The organism is Pseudoalteromonas sp. J2K-J599 (assembly GCF_059295115.2).
Map to the genome: position 1 here is coordinate 1817049 of NZ_CM200271.1, position 18492 is coordinate 1835540.

The 18492-nt window shown below is 37.8% G+C and carries 18 protein-coding genes; 10 read left to right on the top strand and 8 right to left on the bottom strand.

What is annotated here, in order from left to right; translation table 11 throughout:
* Window positions 1-56: 56 nt before the first annotated feature.
* Together acuI and acuR are read right to left on the bottom strand one after the other, a co-directional pair.
* The gene (gene acuI, locus AC5NT5_RS08255; RefSeq protein WP_494513063.1) at window positions 57-1049 is read right to left on the bottom strand and encodes an acrylyl-CoA reductase (NADPH); all 993 of its coding nucleotides are present in this window, start codon (window positions 1047-1049) and stop codon (window positions 57-59) included.
* 49 nt (window positions 1050-1098) lie between these two features.
* Window positions 1099-1734 carry an acrylate utilization transcriptional regulator AcuR gene (gene acuR / locus AC5NT5_RS08260; RefSeq protein WP_007582758.1) on the bottom strand — a complete coding sequence of 212 codons (636 nt, stop codon included), beginning with the start codon at window positions 1732-1734 and terminating at the stop codon, window positions 1099-1101.
* Window positions 1735-2143: 409 nt separating this feature from the next.
* On the opposite strand from acuR, the gene rmf reads away from it, so the two are divergent.
* Window positions 2144-2314 carry a ribosome modulation factor gene (rmf, locus tag AC5NT5_RS08265; protein WP_002960897.1) on the top strand — a complete coding sequence of 57 codons (171 nt, stop codon included), beginning with the start codon at window positions 2144-2146 and terminating at the stop codon, window positions 2312-2314.
* A gap of 65 nt (window positions 2315-2379) precedes the next feature.
* Here the strand turns inward: rmf and fabA are convergent, their stop codons facing one another.
* Window positions 2380-2895: a bifunctional 3-hydroxydecanoyl-ACP dehydratase/trans-2-decenoyl-ACP isomerase gene (gene fabA / locus AC5NT5_RS08270; RefSeq protein ID WP_002960896.1), complete on the bottom strand. Its 516-nt coding sequence runs from the start codon at window positions 2893-2895 to the stop codon at window positions 2380-2382.
* Between the two features lie 203 nt (window positions 2896-3098).
* Between fabA and AC5NT5_RS08275 the strand changes: the two genes are divergently transcribed.
* Genes AC5NT5_RS08275 through AC5NT5_RS08285 form a run of 3 tightly spaced genes read left to right on the top strand, consistent with a single transcriptional unit; the run spans window position 3099 to window position 5204 of the window.
* Window positions 3099-3956 (top strand): 6-carboxytetrahydropterin synthase, encoded by an 858-nt coding sequence (locus tag AC5NT5_RS08275; protein WP_024595367.1) that lies wholly within the window; start codon window positions 3099-3101, stop codon window positions 3954-3956.
* Complete coding sequence (locus AC5NT5_RS08280) at window positions 3949-4767, top strand: M23 family metallopeptidase (protein WP_494513062.1); 819 nt, start codon at window positions 3949-3951, stop codon at window positions 4765-4767. The genes AC5NT5_RS08275 and AC5NT5_RS08280 overlap by 8 nt, the downstream gene beginning before the upstream one ends.
* Before the next feature lie 5 nt (window positions 4768-4772).
* Entirely contained in the window at window positions 4773-5204 is a 432-nt protein-coding gene (locus tag AC5NT5_RS08285; RefSeq protein WP_002960891.1) for an acyl-CoA thioesterase, read from the top strand.
* Between the two features lie 271 nt (window positions 5205-5475).
* On the opposite strand, the gene AC5NT5_RS08290 is transcribed toward AC5NT5_RS08285, so the two are convergent.
* Genes AC5NT5_RS08290 through AC5NT5_RS08310 form a run of 5 tightly spaced genes read right to left on the bottom strand, consistent with a single transcriptional unit; the run spans window position 5476 to window position 11072 of the window.
* Window positions 5476-6798, bottom strand: coding sequence for a Na+/H+ antiporter family protein (locus AC5NT5_RS08290; protein WP_182694104.1), 1323 nt, complete (start codon window positions 6796-6798; stop codon window positions 5476-5478).
* An 8-nt stretch (window positions 6799-6806) separates the two neighbouring features.
* The gene (locus tag AC5NT5_RS08295; RefSeq protein ID WP_494513061.1) at window positions 6807-8777 is read right to left on the bottom strand and encodes a transglutaminase TgpA family protein; all 1971 of its coding nucleotides are present in this window, start codon (window positions 8775-8777) and stop codon (window positions 6807-6809) included.
* Window positions 8777-9763 carry a DUF58 domain-containing protein gene (locus tag AC5NT5_RS08300; protein ID WP_494513060.1) on the bottom strand — a complete coding sequence of 329 codons (987 nt, stop codon included), beginning with the start codon at window positions 9761-9763 and terminating at the stop codon, window positions 8777-8779. Before AC5NT5_RS08300 ends, AC5NT5_RS08295 begins: the two co-directional genes overlap by 1 nt.
* A gap of 6 nt (window positions 9764-9769) precedes the next feature.
* Entirely contained in the window at window positions 9770-10675 is a 906-nt protein-coding gene (locus AC5NT5_RS08305; RefSeq protein ID WP_494513059.1) for an AAA family ATPase, read from the bottom strand.
* Between the two features lie 13 nt (window positions 10676-10688).
* Window positions 10689-11072: a response regulator gene (locus AC5NT5_RS08310; RefSeq protein WP_002960883.1), complete on the bottom strand. Its 384-nt coding sequence runs from the start codon at window positions 11070-11072 to the stop codon at window positions 10689-10691.
* Window positions 11073-11601: 529 nt separating this feature from the next.
* Here AC5NT5_RS08310 and AC5NT5_RS08315 point away from each other — a divergent pair.
* The 6 genes from AC5NT5_RS08315 to AC5NT5_RS08340 all read left to right on the top strand — a co-directional run bounded on the left by AC5NT5_RS08315 (window position 11602) and on the right by AC5NT5_RS08340 (window position 18459).
* Window positions 11602-12930, top strand: coding sequence for a hypothetical protein (locus tag AC5NT5_RS08315; protein ID WP_494513058.1), 1329 nt, complete (start codon window positions 11602-11604; stop codon window positions 12928-12930).
* A 152-nt stretch (window positions 12931-13082) separates the two neighbouring features.
* Window positions 13083-14387 carry an ABC transporter substrate-binding protein gene (locus tag AC5NT5_RS08320; RefSeq protein WP_007377152.1) on the top strand — a complete coding sequence of 435 codons (1305 nt, stop codon included), beginning with the start codon at window positions 13083-13085 and terminating at the stop codon, window positions 14385-14387.
* Between the two features lie 146 nt (window positions 14388-14533).
* Entirely contained in the window at window positions 14534-15406 is an 873-nt protein-coding gene (locus AC5NT5_RS08325; protein WP_002960879.1) for a carbohydrate ABC transporter permease, read from the top strand.
* A 2-nt stretch (window positions 15407-15408) separates the two neighbouring features.
* Entirely contained in the window at window positions 15409-16239 is an 831-nt protein-coding gene (locus AC5NT5_RS08330; protein WP_024589367.1) for a carbohydrate ABC transporter permease, read from the top strand.
* 10 nt (window positions 16240-16249) lie between these two features.
* Complete coding sequence (locus AC5NT5_RS08335; RefSeq protein ID WP_494513057.1) at window positions 16250-17251, top strand: ABC transporter ATP-binding protein; 1002 nt, start codon at window positions 16250-16252, stop codon at window positions 17249-17251.
* 248 nt (window positions 17252-17499) lie between these two features.
* Window positions 17500-18459 (top strand): sugar-binding transcriptional regulator, encoded by a 960-nt coding sequence (locus AC5NT5_RS08340; protein ID WP_002960874.1) that lies wholly within the window; start codon window positions 17500-17502, stop codon window positions 18457-18459.
* Window positions 18460-18492 lie beyond the last annotated feature (33 nt).

Genomic DNA, 18492 nt, shown 5'->3' on the forward strand with positions numbered 1-18492 from the left:
TTAAAATACAAATTGCATTATAAATTTAATAACGAGGCTTTAACAGAGTAAATAGCTTAACTTTGACAATTAACTACAACACGACCGCGAATTTTGCCTTGCATTAGTCGCTCTGCGTTATCAATTACGTGTTCTAGTGATATTTCTGTCGAAATTTTGTCTAAATAATCAGCGTTTACTAATTTTGCTAAACGATCCCACCCTTCAATTCTGTCGGCTTTAGGGCGCATTACGCTATCAATGCCTATTAATGACACACCACGTAATATAAATGGGGCAACTGAGGCAGGTAAATCCATGCCTTGGGCAAGTCCGCAGGCGGTTACTACACCCCCATACTTTAATGATGCACAAATATTAGCAAGTGTATGGCTACCTACTGAATCTATTGCCGCTGCAAAGCGCTCTTTTTGCAAAGGCTTACCAGGATTTGAAAGCTCGTTTCTGTCAATTACCTGTTTAGCACCTAACTCTTTTAAATATTCACTTTGATCTAATCGACCCGTAGCTGCTGTTACGTTGTAGCCAAGCTGGTTTAATAAATAAATAGCAAAGCTGCCTACGCCACCATTGGCACCTGTTACAAGTATTTCGCCAGATTCAGGGTTTATTCCTTGTTTTTCAAGAGCTATAACACTTAGCATAGCGGTATAACCGGCTGTACCTATTTGCATCGCTTGTTTTGGAGAAATACCTGCAGGCAAGGGGATTAGCCAATCGCTATTAAGTGCCGCTTTTTGAGCAAGCCCGCCCCAATGTTTTTCGCCTACACCAAAGCCATTTAATATTACGTTATCGCCATTTTTAAATTCATCGCTGGTGGAATTTGTAACCGTACCCACTAAATCGATACCTGGCACCATAGGAAAACTGCGTACAACAGGGCCTTTACCCGTAATTGCTAAACCATCTTTATAGTTAAGTGTGCTGTATAGCACGTCGATAGAAACGTTTTCGTTTGGTAAATAACTGCTTTCGATAGTCGATAATGAGGCGCTGTAGTTATTATCTTCTTTATTAATAACAATGGCTTTAATTGGGTTATTCATAGGATATCCTTTTAGACCGATCGTCTTTTAATTGGTAAATAAAAACGCATTAGGTTAGTAATGCGCGTAAAAACATTTCTGTATATAAAGTAAGTGGGGTATTTGATTTTGTGAGCTTGGCGCGCATAACCGCACCTTCCCAGCCAATCCAAAAGTACTCACTCATCAATTTTGTATTTACATGGCTTGCAATAGTGCCTTGTTGCTTAGCTTGGTTTAAGCAAACCTCTACATGGTTTTGCCAAGCGGTGTAGCTTTGCATTAATCTGGTTTTAAACTCATCACTTAAATGGTTAAGCTCTTGATTTAAGTTACCTACTAAACAGCCACGTTTGTAATCGTATTTTTTCATCCCTTTAATTGCGCTTTGAGTAAAATTAACGATTCGCTCAAGTGGGGGAACATCTTCTTGCTGTAGGTAATGGGTAAGCTTTGCAATAAAGTAACTGTCGTATGCATCAACTAACGCAATACCGTAGGCTTCTTTACTTTTAAAGTAATGATAAAAAGAGCCTTTAGGTACAGCCGCTTTTTTTAAAATAGTATCGAGCCCCGTGGCGCTAAAGCCAAACTCAGTTAGGGTTTCTAGACCCGTGCGAATAAGTAACGCTTTGGTATCGGCGTTCTCTCTGGCTATTTTAGGTGGGCGACCACGGCGTATTGGTGTTGATGTATTTTTGTTCATGTACATATATTAGACCGATCGACTTTAAATAATCAAGCATAAATTTAAATTGTTTAAAAATACTTCAAGTTAGGGGCAGGCTACTAATTTAAGATTAATGAAATAAAAGCGTCACGATTACATTTTTGTTTGGAACTTAGTCAATATTAGTCGGTCACAAATAAAGCACATAAGTGCTTTTTAGCGATTATTGAGTCGCATTTTATTTAGCATAAAACCGGTCAAATTAAATGTTGTATGACCACTTACTTTTTTAAATGTTAATTCATTTTTGCATCAGCAGCTTAGTTAAAGTCAAACAATTTAATTGCTTTTACGATTTGAATTTTACATTTTTATTAACTATTCATTAAATGTAGATTTCACTAATGCTACACAATATACAAATAAAAAGGTGAGGATATTACCGATGAAGAGACAGAAAAGAGATCGTTTAGAAAGAGCTCATTCTCAAGGTTTTAAAGCAGGTTTAGCAGGTCGCTCAAAAGAGCTATGCCCTTATCAACAAGTAGATCCCAAATCAGAGTGGTTAGGAGGTTGGCGTGAAGCGATTGAAAACCGCAACATGTACAAAACCTAAAATCAATAATCGAATTTAAGCAAAAAGGCCTCCATGTTGGAGGCCTTTTTGTACGCATTTAAAAATTAAAACGCGCTAGTGTCTTGGAACAAGCCCACTTTTAAATCTTTTGCTTCGTAAATTACTCGACCATCTACTTCTACAGTGCCATCTGCAACGCCCATGAACAATTTACGTTTAATTACGCGTTTCATTACAAGGCGGTAAGTTACTTTTTTATTAGTTGGTAAAATTTGGCCAGTAAATTTAACTTCACCCACACCTAGCGCACGGCCAAGACCAGGGCCACCAGACCAACCTAAGTAAAAACCAACTAGTTGCCACATAGCATCTAAGCCTAAACAACCTGGCATTACTGGGTCGCCTTTAAAATGACAATCGAAAAACCACAGGCTAGGGTCAATATCAAGCTCAGCAACAATTTCGCCTTTCCCATGAATACCGCCATCAGCAGTAATAGAGGTAATGCGGTCCATCATTAACATGTTGTCACTTGGTAAGCGGCAGTTGCCTTCACCAAACATTTCACCTTGACCACACAGGATCAACTCTTCTTTTGTATAGCTATTTTTAGGTTCCATAACACTTATCTTCGCTTAGAAATTGCCAAGTACTTTAGCGTACACTTGTACGCTAAACAACTCGGAGCAGTTAAAAAATCAAAATATTGCATATTAAATCATCAATCAATCAACGCGATTGGTTTTTGCACTATAAAACCGCGCAATTACAATCAGAAATCATTATAATTAACGCTGTCTTATAACCAGTCTAAAGGAAGTTTATGATCCTTTTTGTTAACTCACTAACTGTGATTGATTTTTCTTACTTATGTAACAAACGCGGCGCCGTTGGCGAGAGCTGGATTGTTGATTTAACTTTGCACGGTAAACTTAACGAAGAGTCTATGGTTTTAGACTTTGGTTTAGTTAAAAAGCAAATTAAAGGCATTATAGATGAGTGTATTGATCACCGTTTAGCAATTCCTACAGGGCTTAATGGTACTGTATCTGAATTTGACGAGCATAAAACACTCGACTGTACATTTGGTGAAAATAATCACTTAGCTATGAGCGCTCCTCATCAAGCTTATTGCATGATTAACGCAGATGAAGTAACTGTTGAATCGGTTACCGAATTTTTAATTGCGACTATTTTACCGAAGCTACCAGATAACATTGAAAAAATTGAGCTGTCTCTTAAGCCTGAACACAGCCAAAGTTTTTACTATCATTACAGCCATGGCCTTAAAAAGCATGACGGTAATTGCCAGCGTATTATTCATGGGCATCGTTCTCAAATTGGTATTAGCCTAGATGGTATTTCTATGCCGCGCTTGCAAAAAGAATGGTCACAAAAGTGGGAAGATATTTACTTAGCCACCAGTGAAGATCAAATTAACGCTGCTGATTTAAAACACATAACAGCCAAAGCGGGTGATGTATGTTTTGCTTATACATCGGCACAAGGCTATTTTGAAATGGCTATAAGCGAGTCTCGTTGCGACATTTTGCCAGTAGATACCACTGTAGAATGTATTGCTGAACATGTAGCTGGCCAAATTAAAGCCCAATACCCAGAAAAAGCAGTGAAAGTAACGGCTTATGAAGGTGTTGGAAAAGGATCGATTAGTTATGTTTAAAACACTTTTAGCAACAGCGCTTGTTGCCTCTGCTAGCTTTAGTGCTATGGCGCTTGAGTTAAAAGGACATTTAACACAAGGCGGTTTAGTTACTGGAAAGCTAGAAAACGGTAAATCAGTAAGCTTAGATGGCAAAAGCTTAAAACTTTCACCAAAGGGTGATTTTGTATTTGGTTTTGGTCGTGACGCTGAAACTACTCATACTTTAAAATGGGTAGATAACAATGGTAAATCGCATTCACAGCCAATAGCTATCACAAAGCGCGAATATAAAATTGATAAAATTATCGGTGTAGCTAAAAAATATGTCTCTCCGCCAAAAGAAGTTAGTGCGCGTATAAGCCGTGAAGCAGTTGCTGTGCGAAAAGCCAGAGAAGTAGACTCTGATTTATTGTACTTTTTAGACCCTGTGTTAAAGCCTGCAGAAGGGCGCATATCGGGTGTTTACGGTAGTCAGCGCTATTTTAATGGCGAGCCTCGTCGTCCGCACTTTGGCTTAGATATCGCGAATAAAACGGGCTCTCCTGTTTACGCGCCTATTAGTGGTACCGTGGTATTTGCTGAACCTGATTTATACTACTCTGGCGGAACATTAATTATTGATCATGGCCATGGTATTACCTCAACTTACATTCACTTAAGTAAGCTTGATGTAAAAGTGGGTGATAAAATTGAGCAAGGTAACAAAGTGGCTGAAATTGGTGCAACAGGGCGTGTAACGGGTCCTCACCTAGATTGGCGTTTTAACTGGAAAGGCGAACGCCTTGATCCTGCATTACTAATGCAAGATACATTAGCAAACAAAAAGTAGAGATTATGACTGACGTAAATCGCGATGCAATAATTGCTCAGCGTATTGAAGACTCAACCACATCGGTAACTAAAACCGTGTTTCCAGGGCGTACTAATCATCACAATACTTTATTTGGTGGTGATGCACTGGCGTGGATGGATGAAGTGGCATTTATAGCAGCGACTCGTTTTTGTCGTAAGCCTTTGGTAACTATATCTTCTGATAGAGTCGACTTTAAAGAAGCCATACCAGCAGGTACTTTTGCAGAGTTAATAGCTAAAGTAGTGCATGTAGGTAACACCAGCTTAAAAGTTGACGTAGATATATTATTAGAAACTATGCACAAAGACGATAAGCATTCAGCCATTAGTGGCAGCTTTACCTTTGTTGCAGTTGATGATAACCACAGACCGACTCCGGTAGTATGCGACAAAATGATTTATGGTTTTGATTAACTTAAAGCTTTGAATATGCGCTAAAGCAAATTTATATAAGCACCTTAATTGGTGCTTATATAAATCCCTTGTAAGAACACATCATACAAAATATTCATAAAGTATAACCTCAACAACAGAGTGTGTATTAACTAAAAAAGTAGTCAAACTGAAGGGAATTGATAGGGGTGAGAGTTGTTGGATTTGGATACTAAAAAGGTATGCTTTTAACATACCTTTTTGGTTATATTTAGCTTTTAATTACATTTATTAATACTTACATAAATACTTTTTAAAGTACCATTGCTGCAATCCAGCCAAATATCAGCAGCGGTATGTTAAAGTGAATAAACGTTGGAATAACAGAGTCTCTAATGTGGTCGTGCTGGCCATCGGCATTTAAACCCGATGTTGGGCCAAGCGTTGAGTCTGAAGCAGGAGAGCCTGCATCACCTAAAGCGCCCGCAGTACCAACAAGCGCAGCGGTAGCCATAACAGAAAACCCAAGATCTAAACACAAAGGAACAAACAAAGTTGCAATAATAGGCACTGTTGAAAACGAACTGCCAATTCCCATTGTAATTAATAACCCGACTAACAAAATAACACCGGCGGCCAAAGGTTTATTACCATCAAAAAGGGCGGCTGCGCTGTGTACTAAGCTTGCTACATCGCCAGTGGCTTGCATAACCGATGCAAAACCTTGTGCCGATATCATAATAAAGCCAATCATGGCCATCATCGCAACGCCTTTACTAAATACGTCGCCGTTTTCTTCCCACTTAACTACACCAAAAACACTAAATATCATTACACCTACTAAGCCACCTAAAATCATTGAGCCACTTAGATTTTGTGCAACAAGTGAGGCAAGTACTGCAAAAAGCCCCACAATCATTACTTTTTTAGGATTTTCTACCTCAGCAGATTTACTCACAGTTGTTAATGGGAGCTCGGTGTATTCGCGGCGTTTTTTGTAGGTAATAAATACCGCAATAAGTAACCCAATAAACATACCTAATGCAGGAATTATCATCGCCACAGGGACTTGGGTATTTACAATGTCTAGGCCGTTATCAACTAGGTTTTTGTGCAAAATAGAATATAAGTAAATACCGCCAAAACCATAAGGAAGCACCATGTAAGACGTTGCTAATCCAAATGTTAAAATACACGCTATAGCACGCCTGTCTAATCTTAGCTGATTAAAAACAACGAGTAACGGTGGGATCAAAATAGGAATAAACGCTATGTGTACAGGGACTAAGTTTTGCGAAGAAATTGCACAACCTAAAATAATTAATAAAATGAAGTAACTTAAAAATGTTTCATTACCGCTGCCTTTTGCATTTACTTTAGCAAGTAGCTTATCAGCGAGAATACGTGTTAAACCCGACTTAGAAATAGCAACGGCAAACGCGCCGAGCATAGCATAGCTTAGTGCAATTTCAGCTCCAGCTGAAAGGCCAGAATTAAACGCATCAACACTTTCTTTTATGCCCAAGCCTGCAGTAAGACCTGCAACTAACGCGCTTATGATCATGGCAACAATGACGTTAACGCGAGCAAGAGATAGCCCGAGCATTAAAATAACGCCTATAACAACAGCATTCATAGTATTCTCTATTTGGAAATTTTAATTAATTTTATCAGATCTTTAGCCTGAGTTTTACGCTCTTTCGTAAAAGGTTTTTTACCATAGCGTACTTGGTTAAATAACTGCCTAAAAGTGTTTATAGATTGTGCAGAACGAGGAAGTTGATCAGCAAAAAAGTCTAACTGCTGACTCGGTGTTAAATTATCGGGTGTATTTATTTTTTGTTTTTTAGCCCATGCTTTTACTTCATAAAACTCTTTAACCATAGGCGCTAATTTAGACGGGCGTTTTGGCAAGTTTAAATAAATAAAATAACCTATAAAACAAAAACCAGCTGTTAGTAAAACCATTAATGGTACAAGCCAAATGTTTTTACTACCAAAAATCGATTTTAAAAAATCATTTTGTTTTTCTTCGTCAAAACCAAGTACCCAGCTAGACCATTGATAATCGAGGTTTTCAAGTTCCAACCTTAACCAATTAATAGCGGGGAAATTACTTAAACTCACTAAACCAAAATCAAGATTACTTTTAAATTCGTCATTCAGCTCTTCGTTTTGCGAAAGCGAGCCATTTAAACGCTCCGGAGCTACAACAGCGGTTGCATCAAAAATAACCCAACCTTCGTTTTGTAAATATACTTCTACCCATGCGTGTGCGTCGTATTGGCGAACAGTGAGCGTATTATTATCTTGATTTAATTCGCCACCTAAATAGCCACTTACTAGTCGAGCGGGTATACCTGCGGTTCTAAAAATGTACGAAGCGGCACTGGCATAGTGGCCACAAAAGCCACGTTGGTTTTCAAATAAAAATTGGTCAATTGTATTATCACCGCTCATAGGCGTGGGTGTTAACGTGTAAGTAAATCCCGTACCTGCAAAGTATTGTAATAAGCGGTTATAAAAATCGCGATCAGAGTGTGTATTTTGCTTTAAGTTTTTAGCAAGTAATGATGTTTTTATATTCTTTTTATAAGCGAGGTATTTGTAGCGTTTTTCTTCAAATTCGCCAAGCGGTAAAGCTGTGAAGTTAAAGCTATTTACATCGTATTGTAAGTTTTTAGCTTGGCGACTTTTTTTACGCAATAAACCTAGTGAATTACCTTCAACATTTGGTGAGTTACTACTGGAATACGCTAAACCATAGAGCCATTTTTGTGTCGCAGGCTCTGTAATAACTGAGTAGCTTGCAATAAGTTGCTCATCATTTTCGCTCTGCGTATTTGTTTTTACATTATTATATTTTAAAAAGTCAGACGTAAGCCACGCATTACCATTAAACTCATCATGGACTATTGCTCGCCAATAATAAGGTGCTACAGGTTTTTCTTCGTTAAATTTAGCTCTAAATACAAGCTCGTCAGAATTTGAAAGCTTAGCAATATCGAATGGATCGACTTGTTCAGAAAGCCCTGTTTTAGCAAGCTTAGGTCCAGGAAGCTGCCAAAAGGCGGGCATTTTTGGTAAAAAAAGCAGTAAAAATATAGCTAAAGGAAGCGCTAAAAGTAGCAATTTACCACTTTGCTTAGAGGCGATTTTTAAATTATGTTTGGACTCGAGTAGGCCAAGTACTGCAAAGTTTAATATGTATAAACTACTAACAGTTAAAGTCGTTAAAATGCTTTGGTTAAATAAATACACAGATGAGAGTGAAAAAAACGTAAGCGTTGTAATTACATGATAGTGTTTTTTGGTTTTAGCCTGTAGCAGTTTAAATAAACTAGCAAGTAGCAGCATGGCCACAAATAAAATAACCGTATCCGACATGCCTACTGTGTAGAGCATTAAACCCAGTGACACACCTGCGAGTATATTTGCCAGCCAAGCATTTGGCTTTGGTTTATTACTCAGCGTTATGTAAAAGTTCCATGCACAAATAAGTGAAAGTACACCAACAAAAACAAGCGGTAAATGTGATACAAAAAATACAATCAAACATGCATATATAAAAGACAGCGAATAATTTATTACTTTTTCGTTTTTAAGTATGTCCATTACACATCACCATTAAATGAGCATAAGAATTCTAAGCATTGCTGCTTATGTTGCTGTCCGGTATTTGTATTTATTGTTTTATTCGGTAGCTTTAACATAAAAGGGGTGTTTTTCTCGGTTGCTTCACACACTAAAAAGCATAACTGGCTTAAGCGCTGCTCTGTATCTCCATTCATTAACGTAAAATCAAAGAGCGCATTCGCTGTTTTAAAGTCTACAAACTCTTTAACTAACAACAGCTGTGTTTTTGCGTAATGCTTCCACGACACTCTTTGCAAGCCCATCTCAGGTAAATGTGGGATAAGAGACTCAAACTCTTCGCTACCAGATTGTGTAGAAATACCTTTATCGGCTTGCTCATCAAGCATAGAAACATGCGCATCAGAGTGAACCTGTTCAAGTGACGGGTACACAAATACTTTTTCTTGTAATTGAATGTAGCTCCAAACAGTTATCAAACCAAAGGGATAGTTACTCGCTATTTTAATACGTTGCACTGAGTACTTACCGCGTGAGCTGTAGGGTAAGTTAAGTGTGAGTACCTGAGGTTTACTATCAACTTGGCCGGTATGTTTGTGAGTTTGCTCACTACCTTGATATGTTAAATTAATAGATTGGGTTACTGAAGGGCTTTGTAATTCAAATACAATACTCGGTTTTTGAGGAGCGTAGCTGTTAAATGCATCTTTAAATTTAACTGTTAAGCCTTTAGCGTTACTGTAGCCCATTAATACAGCAATAATCATTACCACAAACATAAGATAAGACATTATTAAAATTAAATTATTTTGATAATTAATGCCCATCACAAAGTTTAAAATAGCTACAACTATAAAGTACCAACCAAGGGATGATGGCAATACATAAATTGTTCTGTGTTCAAGTGTAATTGAGTTTTTTAAATGTTTATTTTTTAATAACTTATTAAATACACTTTGCTTAAATGACTTAAATAAAGAAGGGCGCTTAGCTGTTTTTTTTGGCATAAAAGTTTATACCGGAACTAATACGTTTTTTAAAATATCGTTTACTTGTGCTACACCTGACTCATTATGCAAACCTAATCGATGCTGACACACACTTACAAATACGGCTTGAACATCTTCTGGCATTACAAAATCACGACCATCAATAAAGGCCCACGACCTAGCCGCTTTAGCCAGAGCCATACTAGCACGAGGTGATAACGATGAAGCAAAAGCGTTGCTTGTGCGTGTGTAATTAACAAGCTCTATAATGTAGTCAATAACCGGGCTACTTAAAGAAATTTGGCTTATCTGAGTTTGAATTGCCGCTAACTCTTGTTGGTTAATACGCTTAGGTAATTGGTTGTAATCTCGTTTTTGCATATTCAAAATTAAGCGTTTTTCGGCTTCTTTAGGAGGAAAACCTAAGCTAATGCGCATTAAAAATCGGTCTAATTGCGACTCAGGTAACGGGTAGGTACCTGATTGATAAAGCGGGTTTTGTGTTGCTATCACAAAAAATGGATTTGGCAGCGTATATTTTTTTCCATCAACTGTCACTTGTTGCTCTTCCATTGCTTCAAGCAACGCACTTTGTGTTTTAGGCCCTGCGCGGTTTATTTCATCAGCTAAAACAACTTGGCTAAAAATAGGGCCTTTATGAAACGTAAAACTGTGCTCGGTAGAGTTAAATACATTAGTACCCAGAATATCAGCAGGGAGAAGATCACTGGTAAACTGTATACGCTGATACGATAAACCTAACACAGCTGACAATGCATGAGAAAGAGTGGTTTTTCCCATGCCAGGCAAATCTTCAATGAGTAAATGCCCTTCGCTAAATAAGCATGTAAGTGCCAGTTTTATTTGTTGTTGTTTACCAAATATAACACTCGAAAGATCTTCTATAATCGCAGTAACAGTACTATGCATGCTAACCTTATTATTATTCTATTATTTCTAGACGCTTCATTACAGTGTCTACTTTTTTTGTATTAAAAGGTTTTGCAATAAAACCTTTAGCGCCCATTTCCCACGTGTTTTGTACGTTTTCGAGACTATTGTGGCCCGAACACATAACAACATGAGTGTGCGGGTAAGCACTATTAATGTATTCCAATATCTCTGCACCATTAGAGTCTGGTAAATCTACATCTACAAATATAACGCCTGGCGGTTTATTGTCCATAATAGGTTTGGCAGAGCTAAAATCAGCACTTTCTAATATATCTTCAAACCCTAAGTCAGTTAAAATTTGGTTTAGATAATCACGAATTTCCTTAACGTCATCAATAATGAGGATGGGCTCTAGCGGGCGAACAAATTCCATATGTAGGTTACTTCTATTTTGAATACATCTAAGTGCTTTAATACTAAGCTAACCCCATCATAAGCTCAAGAACGTTACTTAAAAAACACCAATAAATAAACTGTTTATAGGTTTGCCCAACAACGTATTTTTAAATGATTATCTGCTCTCATATCTTCTACTAACTTATATTTTCATTAATTGTAATGAACAATAATGACGTATTCATAAGAAATTCCTTAATCCAATACAACATTCCATCAAAATTTGATGTAACAAATTTGCTACTTAACTTATTGATTCAAAAATATTTACATATGAATTCGATTTTTTGTAAACGTTTTGTAATAAAAAATCGTTGACCTTCTAAATTCATTCTGTGATTATGCCCAGCAGATGAGCTTATGCTCACAAATGCAGTTTCATTAATAACTTAATGTTTTGCTCAGTCAGCCTCATCTATACACACTGAATTAATACCAATTTCATTAAATGAAAATGCAATTTAATAAAGTTGGCATCACACACCACACTAAATAAAGAGCTTATTATGTTGAATAATAAAAAGACTAAATTTGCAATTTCTCTCATAGCGGCAGCTATGGCTACATCGGCTCCAGCACAGGCTGATATTTCTGAATATTTAGATCGCGTTGACGTAGACTTTTTACTAATGCAAAACTTTCAGTCAATTCAGGCTAAAGATGGTGCATTTCGTCCAGAAGATGAAGAACAAGAATCAGGATTTGGCCGTATTAGAGCTAATCTAATGCTTAAATTTCATATTAACGAGTTCATCACTGCCGATATAGATATTGCAGAAGAGCCTAATGACTTTGGTGGTGAAGATCGTGACTTTTCATTTCACAACGATTTTGCAGGTGTTGAATTTGACTTACTAGGTCTTTATGGCACACCAAAAGAAAACGCAAATTTAACACTGCGTTTAGGTAACATTGGTGGATCGCCTTTTCAATTTAAAGGTTTTCAAGATGGCGCAGATAACCAAAGTAATGCACTTATTGGTAATGGTATTACCGATTACGCAACTGCAGAAAACGGTGCACTGCTAAGTTACAGCGAAACTTTCGATAGTGGTGTAGTACGTGCTTATAATGTTACAGGTCACATTACGACTTCAAGTTTCGGTGAAGCATTTCAAGAAGACAGAGGTTATAACTACCGACTTCAAGGTACTTTAGAATTTGAAGGTGGCTTTAAAGCAGGCTTAAACTTATTAAAAGCGAATCAAGGCGACCAGTTACGTTTTGAAAATGGCGTAGCAAGTCTTGATGGTGTAACCACAACAAACTATCGCTTTGGCGATGGTGAAAACTATAACTTCTCGGCGTCACCTTCAAACGAGCGTGACACTCATGTTGGCGCAATGCCAGGGCTTGAGCAATCAATCATCCAGCTTAACTTAGCTTATCAACCATCTGACGAAACTAGCTTAATTTTTATGGTTGGTAAATCGTCTGATGACTACACGTTTGCAGATGCCGCTGGTAATGCAGTTGCCGGTATTACCTACTTTGGTACAAACGGCATAGCAGATGAAAACGGCACTACTTTTGATTCAAACAGTGTAATAGAAGGCGACTCATCGGTTGAGTACTTCGTGTTTGAAGCACAACAATATATCATCCCTAAAAAGCTATATGTAGCGGCTCGTTATGCAGAAGCCGAAAACACTTCCGACTTAATTGAACAAACAGACAACACAGTAGAGCGTATTCAAGTAGCCGCAGGTTACTGGTTTAACGATAAAACGCTTTTAAAAGTTGAGTATGTTAACCAAGAAGAAGGTGTTAATTCGGGCGGCCAAATCGGTAAAGGATTTGACGGCTTCACTTCTGAAATATCTGTTAAATTTTAAAGCATTATCCAACTAGTCTAACTATTTAAACAAAGGACCTAAAAAGGCACTTTGCGGGCAGTTTTATGCGTTAAAACTGCCATAAATAGAATTGGCAATAGATTGAAATTTAATAGCACTTGTTAAAACATAACGTGTATGGGGAATACCCGATGAAAAATAAATTAATTATGCTCGCGTGTGGCTTTATAAGCATGGGCGCTGCGGCAAAAGAAACAATTACAATAGCGACTGTTAACAATGGTGACATGATCACCATGAAAGAATTAAGCAGTGACTTTACCAGCCAAAACCCTGATATAGATCTAAAATGGGTCACTCTAGAGGAAAACATTCTTCGCCAACGTGTCACTACCGATGTAGCAACAAAAGGCGGACAATACGATGTTATGACCATAGGTACTTATGAAGTACCAATTTGGGGCAAACAAAATTGGTTAAAAGAGTTAGATAATTTAGGTGAAAACTACGATTTAGACGATTTAATCCCAGCAATTCGAAGTGGTTTAACGATTAACGACAAGCTTTATGCTGCACCATTTTATGGTGAAAGTTCAATGGTTATGTACCGCACTGATTTAATGGAAAAAGCGGGGCTGACAATGCCTAAAGCCCCAACATGGGACTTTATACGCAAAGCTGCTAAAGCGATGACAGATAAAAAAGAAGGTGTTTATGGCCTTTGTCTACGTGGTAAAGCAGGTTGGGGCGAAAACGTTGCGCTTATTACATCAATGGCTAATTCGTTTGGTGCGCGTTGGTTTGATGAAAATTGGAAGCCACAGTTTAATACCCCAGAGTGGGAAAATACCCTTCAGTATTATGTAGATGTGATGAAAGAATCTGGCCCTGCTGGTTCATCTGCAAACGGTTTTAATGAAAATCTTGCACTATTTCAAACCGGAAAGTGTGGTATTTGGATTGATGCAACCGTTGCAGGCGCATTTGTTACTAACAAAAAAGACTCAGAAGTTGCCGATAAAGTCGGGTTTGCACTTGCGCCAGATAACGGTCTAGGTAAACGCGGTAACTGGTTATGGTCTTGGACTTTAGCCGTGCCGGCAAGCAGCAAAAAACCAGATGCCGCAATGAAATTTATTAGCTGGGCAACATCTAAAGAATACACTCAACTTGTAGCCGACAAAAAAGGTTGGGCAAAAGTACCGCCAGGTACACGTAAATCACTTTACAGTAATCAAAAGTACATGGACGCAGCACCGTTTGCGCAAATTACCTTAGATTCTATTCAATCTGCAGATCCTAAAAATCCAACCGTTAAACCGGTGCCTTATGTAGGTATTCAGTTTGTTGCTATCCCTGAGTTTCAAGGAATTGGTACAGCTGTTGGGCAACAATTCTCAGCAGCATTAACTGGCCAAATGACCGTTAAGCAAGCGCTTAGTACGTCTCAGCACCTTGTTGAGCGAACAATGCGTAAAGCTCGCTATCCTAAATAGCATGTAATGGGCGGGTAAGTACTCAAACTTACCCAATATTTTATGTCAATTCTATTTACTTGTTAGTTATAAACACTATCAAGGGTTTCTGATTTTCACTTGATAGTTAACAAGTAAATAGAATTGGCTTTTTTAAGGTCACCTTTATGGCAACAACTAACTCGCGCACGCTTGCTCGGTTTATGCTTCTTCCTAGTGTAATTTTATTACTTGCTTGGATGATAGTTCCGCTGTGTATGACACTGTATTTTTCATTTATTGATTACAACTTACTCGTTCCAGGGGATAAAGAGTTTGTAGGCTTTTTAAACTATGAATTTTTCCTAACTGATCCGGCTTTTTTTGAATCATTTTTTAACACGCTTTACCTAGTAACTGGGGTTTTACTTATCACTATTTGTGGTGGTATTGGCTTAGCTATTTTACTAGACCAAGCAATATGGGGACGAAACTACGTCCGCATTATGGTACTAGCCCCATTTTTTGTAATGCCAACTGTGTCGGCATTGGTATGGAAAAACATGCTAATGAACCCAGTTAATGGCTTATTTGCACATTTCGCGATTTGGCTTGGCTTTGAACCTATCGACTTTTTTGCTCAAATGCCGTTATTTTCAATCATCATAATTGTGTCTTGGCAGTGGTTACCATTTGCAGCATTAATACTGCTAACAGCAATACAATCATTAGATCGTGAACAATTAGAAGCGGCTGATTTAGACGGAGCTGGGCCATTTAGTAAGTTTTTTTACATCGTTTTACCGCACTTATCGCGCGCTGTAACCGCTGTTATTTTAATCGAAACTATATTTTTACTGTCAATCTTTGCCGAAATATTAGTTACAACCAGCGGTGGTCCTGGTTATTCGTCGACCAATATAACGTACTTAATTTACACGCAATCACTACTTCAATTTGATGTAGGTGGCGGTTCGGCAGGGGGCATAGTTGCAGTTATTATTGCAAATATAGTCGCTATATTTTTAATGCGCTTAATTGGCAAAAACTTGGAGGGTTAATTATGACTATAAAAGATAGCCGTCGTTCCAAACTAATTTATACCATTGCTGCATGGACAATAAGCGGCATGATTTTCTTTCCAATTTTATGGACGTTAATCACCAGTTTTAAAACGGAAGCCGAAGCAATTTCAGCAAGCCCAAGCTTATATGCATTCGATTGGACACTCGAAAATTACCGAGATGTACTGTCGCGTTCACCATACTTTACCCATTTTTGGAATTCTGTGGTTATATCGCTAGGTTCAAGTTTACTAGGGTTATTAATTGCGGTACCTGCTGCGTGGTCTATGGCTTTTGTACAAACTAAAAAAACAAAGCATTTATTAATGTGGATGCTTTCAACCAAAATGTTACCGCCAGTAGGCGTACTTATTCCGATTTATTTATTGTTTCGTGACTTTGCGTTACTCGATACAAAATTAGGTTTAGTGATTGTAATGACACTCATTAACTTACCAATAATGGTATGGATGCTTTACACCTACTTTAGAGAAATACCAAACGAAATACTTGAAGCTTCACGTATGGATGGCGCAACAATTGGTGAAGAAATATTCCATGTTTTATTGCCAATAGCCTTACCGGGTATAGCCTCAACGCTATTACTCAATGTTATTTTGTCGTGGAACGAAGCGTTTTGGACACTTATTTTAACCGCTGCAAATGCTGCACCTTTAACGGCATTTATTGCCAGTTACTCAAGCCCTGAGGGGTTATTTTACGCTAAGTTATCGGCAGCATCTGCCATGGCCATTGTGCCAATTTTAATACTTGGTTGGTTTAGTCAAAAACAATTAGTGCGTGGATTAAGTTTCGGCGCAGTAAAATAGGAGAATACACATGGGCAGCATCACACTAAAACAAGTCACTAAAAACTTTGATGAAGTAAACGTAATTAAACCGCTCGACTTAGAAATTGAAGACGGTGAGTTCATCGTTTTTGTCGGTCCATCTGGCTGTGGTAAATCTACATTACTTCGTATGATCGCAGGTCTTGAAGATACCACCAGTGGTAATATAGAAATTGATGGCATTGACGCTACAACAACACCGCCTGCAAAAAGAGGCTTAGCAATGGTGTTTCAATCCTATGCGTTATATCCGCATATGACAGTGCGTAACAATATTGCTTTTCCTTTAAAAAGAGCCAAGGTTAGCCCTGCAGAAATCGAAAGTAAAATTGCTAACGCCGCTAAAATTCTTAATTTGACCGATTATTTAGACCGAAAGCCTGGGCAATTATCGGGCGGTCAGCGCCAGCGTGTAGCGATAGGGCGCGCAATTGTTCGTCAGCCTTCGGCATTTTTATTTGACGAACCACTTTCAAATCTTGATGCGTCACTACGTGTAAATATGCGTTTAGAAATATCTGAATTACATAAAAGTTTAGCTACAACAATGATTTATGTTACACACGATCAGGTTGAAGCCATGACAATGGCAGATAGAATCGCGGTGTTTAATGCCGGTATTATTGAACAAGTAGGCACACCTTTAGAGCTTTATAAAAACCCTGTAAACAAATTTGTAGCTGGTTTTATTGGTTCGCCAAAAATGAATTTTATAGATGCTCCACAAAATGAAGATGCGAATGTTAGCTGTATTGGTATACGACCAGAGCATATAACACTCTCTACTGAGCAAGGTACTTGGACTGGAACTGTAGGTGTAATTGAGCATTTAGGATCGGAGAGCTTTTTACATATAAATATTGAAGGCAAAGGGACCGTAACAGTAAAAGCGGATGGTGATTGCCCATTAAAATATGGCGACAGTATTTACCTAAGCGCACCGGCAGATAAAGTATTAAAGTTTGATAATAACGGTTTAACTATTCGCTAAAGCCAATTTTTAATTACCTTAAATAGCACCTTTATAAAGGTGCTATTAACTAAATTCTAATTACATAATCCTATGAAACCTAGATATTTTTTATTAAGGAATGGTATATTTACAATTATAAATAACAAAAACGTTATTGATAAATAGATATTCCAAAATTAATAAAATAATTTATATAGCAGCACATATAATTAAAATTATGTAATGAAAATAAGGATTTAGTTTTCCTTATATTTTAAGAGGTTTACGTGGTAAAGCTATCAAATACAGAAATTAGAAAGCTAGATGATGCAGCCAGAGCAGGGTGGTTATATTATGTTGGCGGTAACACACAAGATGAAATTGCTAAAAAGCTAAATATATCTCGTCAATCTGCACAAAGAATGGTCGCATTATCTGTGAGCCAAGGATTAATTAAAGTTAGACTTGACCACCCGATTGCCAAATGTATGGATTTAGCTGAAAAATTAAAAAGCCGTTTTGGGTTAGATTCGTGTGAAGTTGTACCGAGCGATCCATCTGAACCATCGTCCACGCTTGGTTTGGCTCAAGCTGGCGCGGCTGAAATAGAACGTCATTTAAAATCAGAACAACCCAAAGTACTTGCTATGGGAACCGGTCGAGTTTTACGTTCATGTGTAGATGAGCTAAGAACTGTTGATTGTCCGCAACATAAAATTGTAGCAATGCTAGGTAATATGGCTTTGGATGGATCGGCTTCACCTTATGATGTTGTAGTAAGAATGGCCGAACACACCAATGCAAAACATTACCCAATGCCATTGCCAGTTTTACCAAGAAGTATTGAAGAAAAAGAACAGTTACATGCACAACAAAATATTACCGGTAATTTAAAACTCGCTAAAGATGCCGATGTAACATTTGTGGGTATTGGTAGCTTAGGTGAAAAATCGCCATTACATATAGATGGTTTTATTGATGCGCAAGAACTTAAAGAGTTACAAGATCTTGGTGCCGTTGGTGAAATGATTAGTTGGGTGTTTGATAAAAACGGTAAGCTTTTAGATTGCACAGTTAATCAGCGCGTAGCAAGTACGCCATTAAAAACAAATGCTAACAAACAGATTTATGCGATAGCTGCTGGCGAAGAAAAAGTGTTAGCCATTTTGGGCGCAGTAAGGTCAAACATGATCAGTGGATTAATTACTAACGAATATACAGCTGAGCGTTTACTTAGTATTGATTAAACAAATTGATAAATAAAGTATCTGTATTAGTAA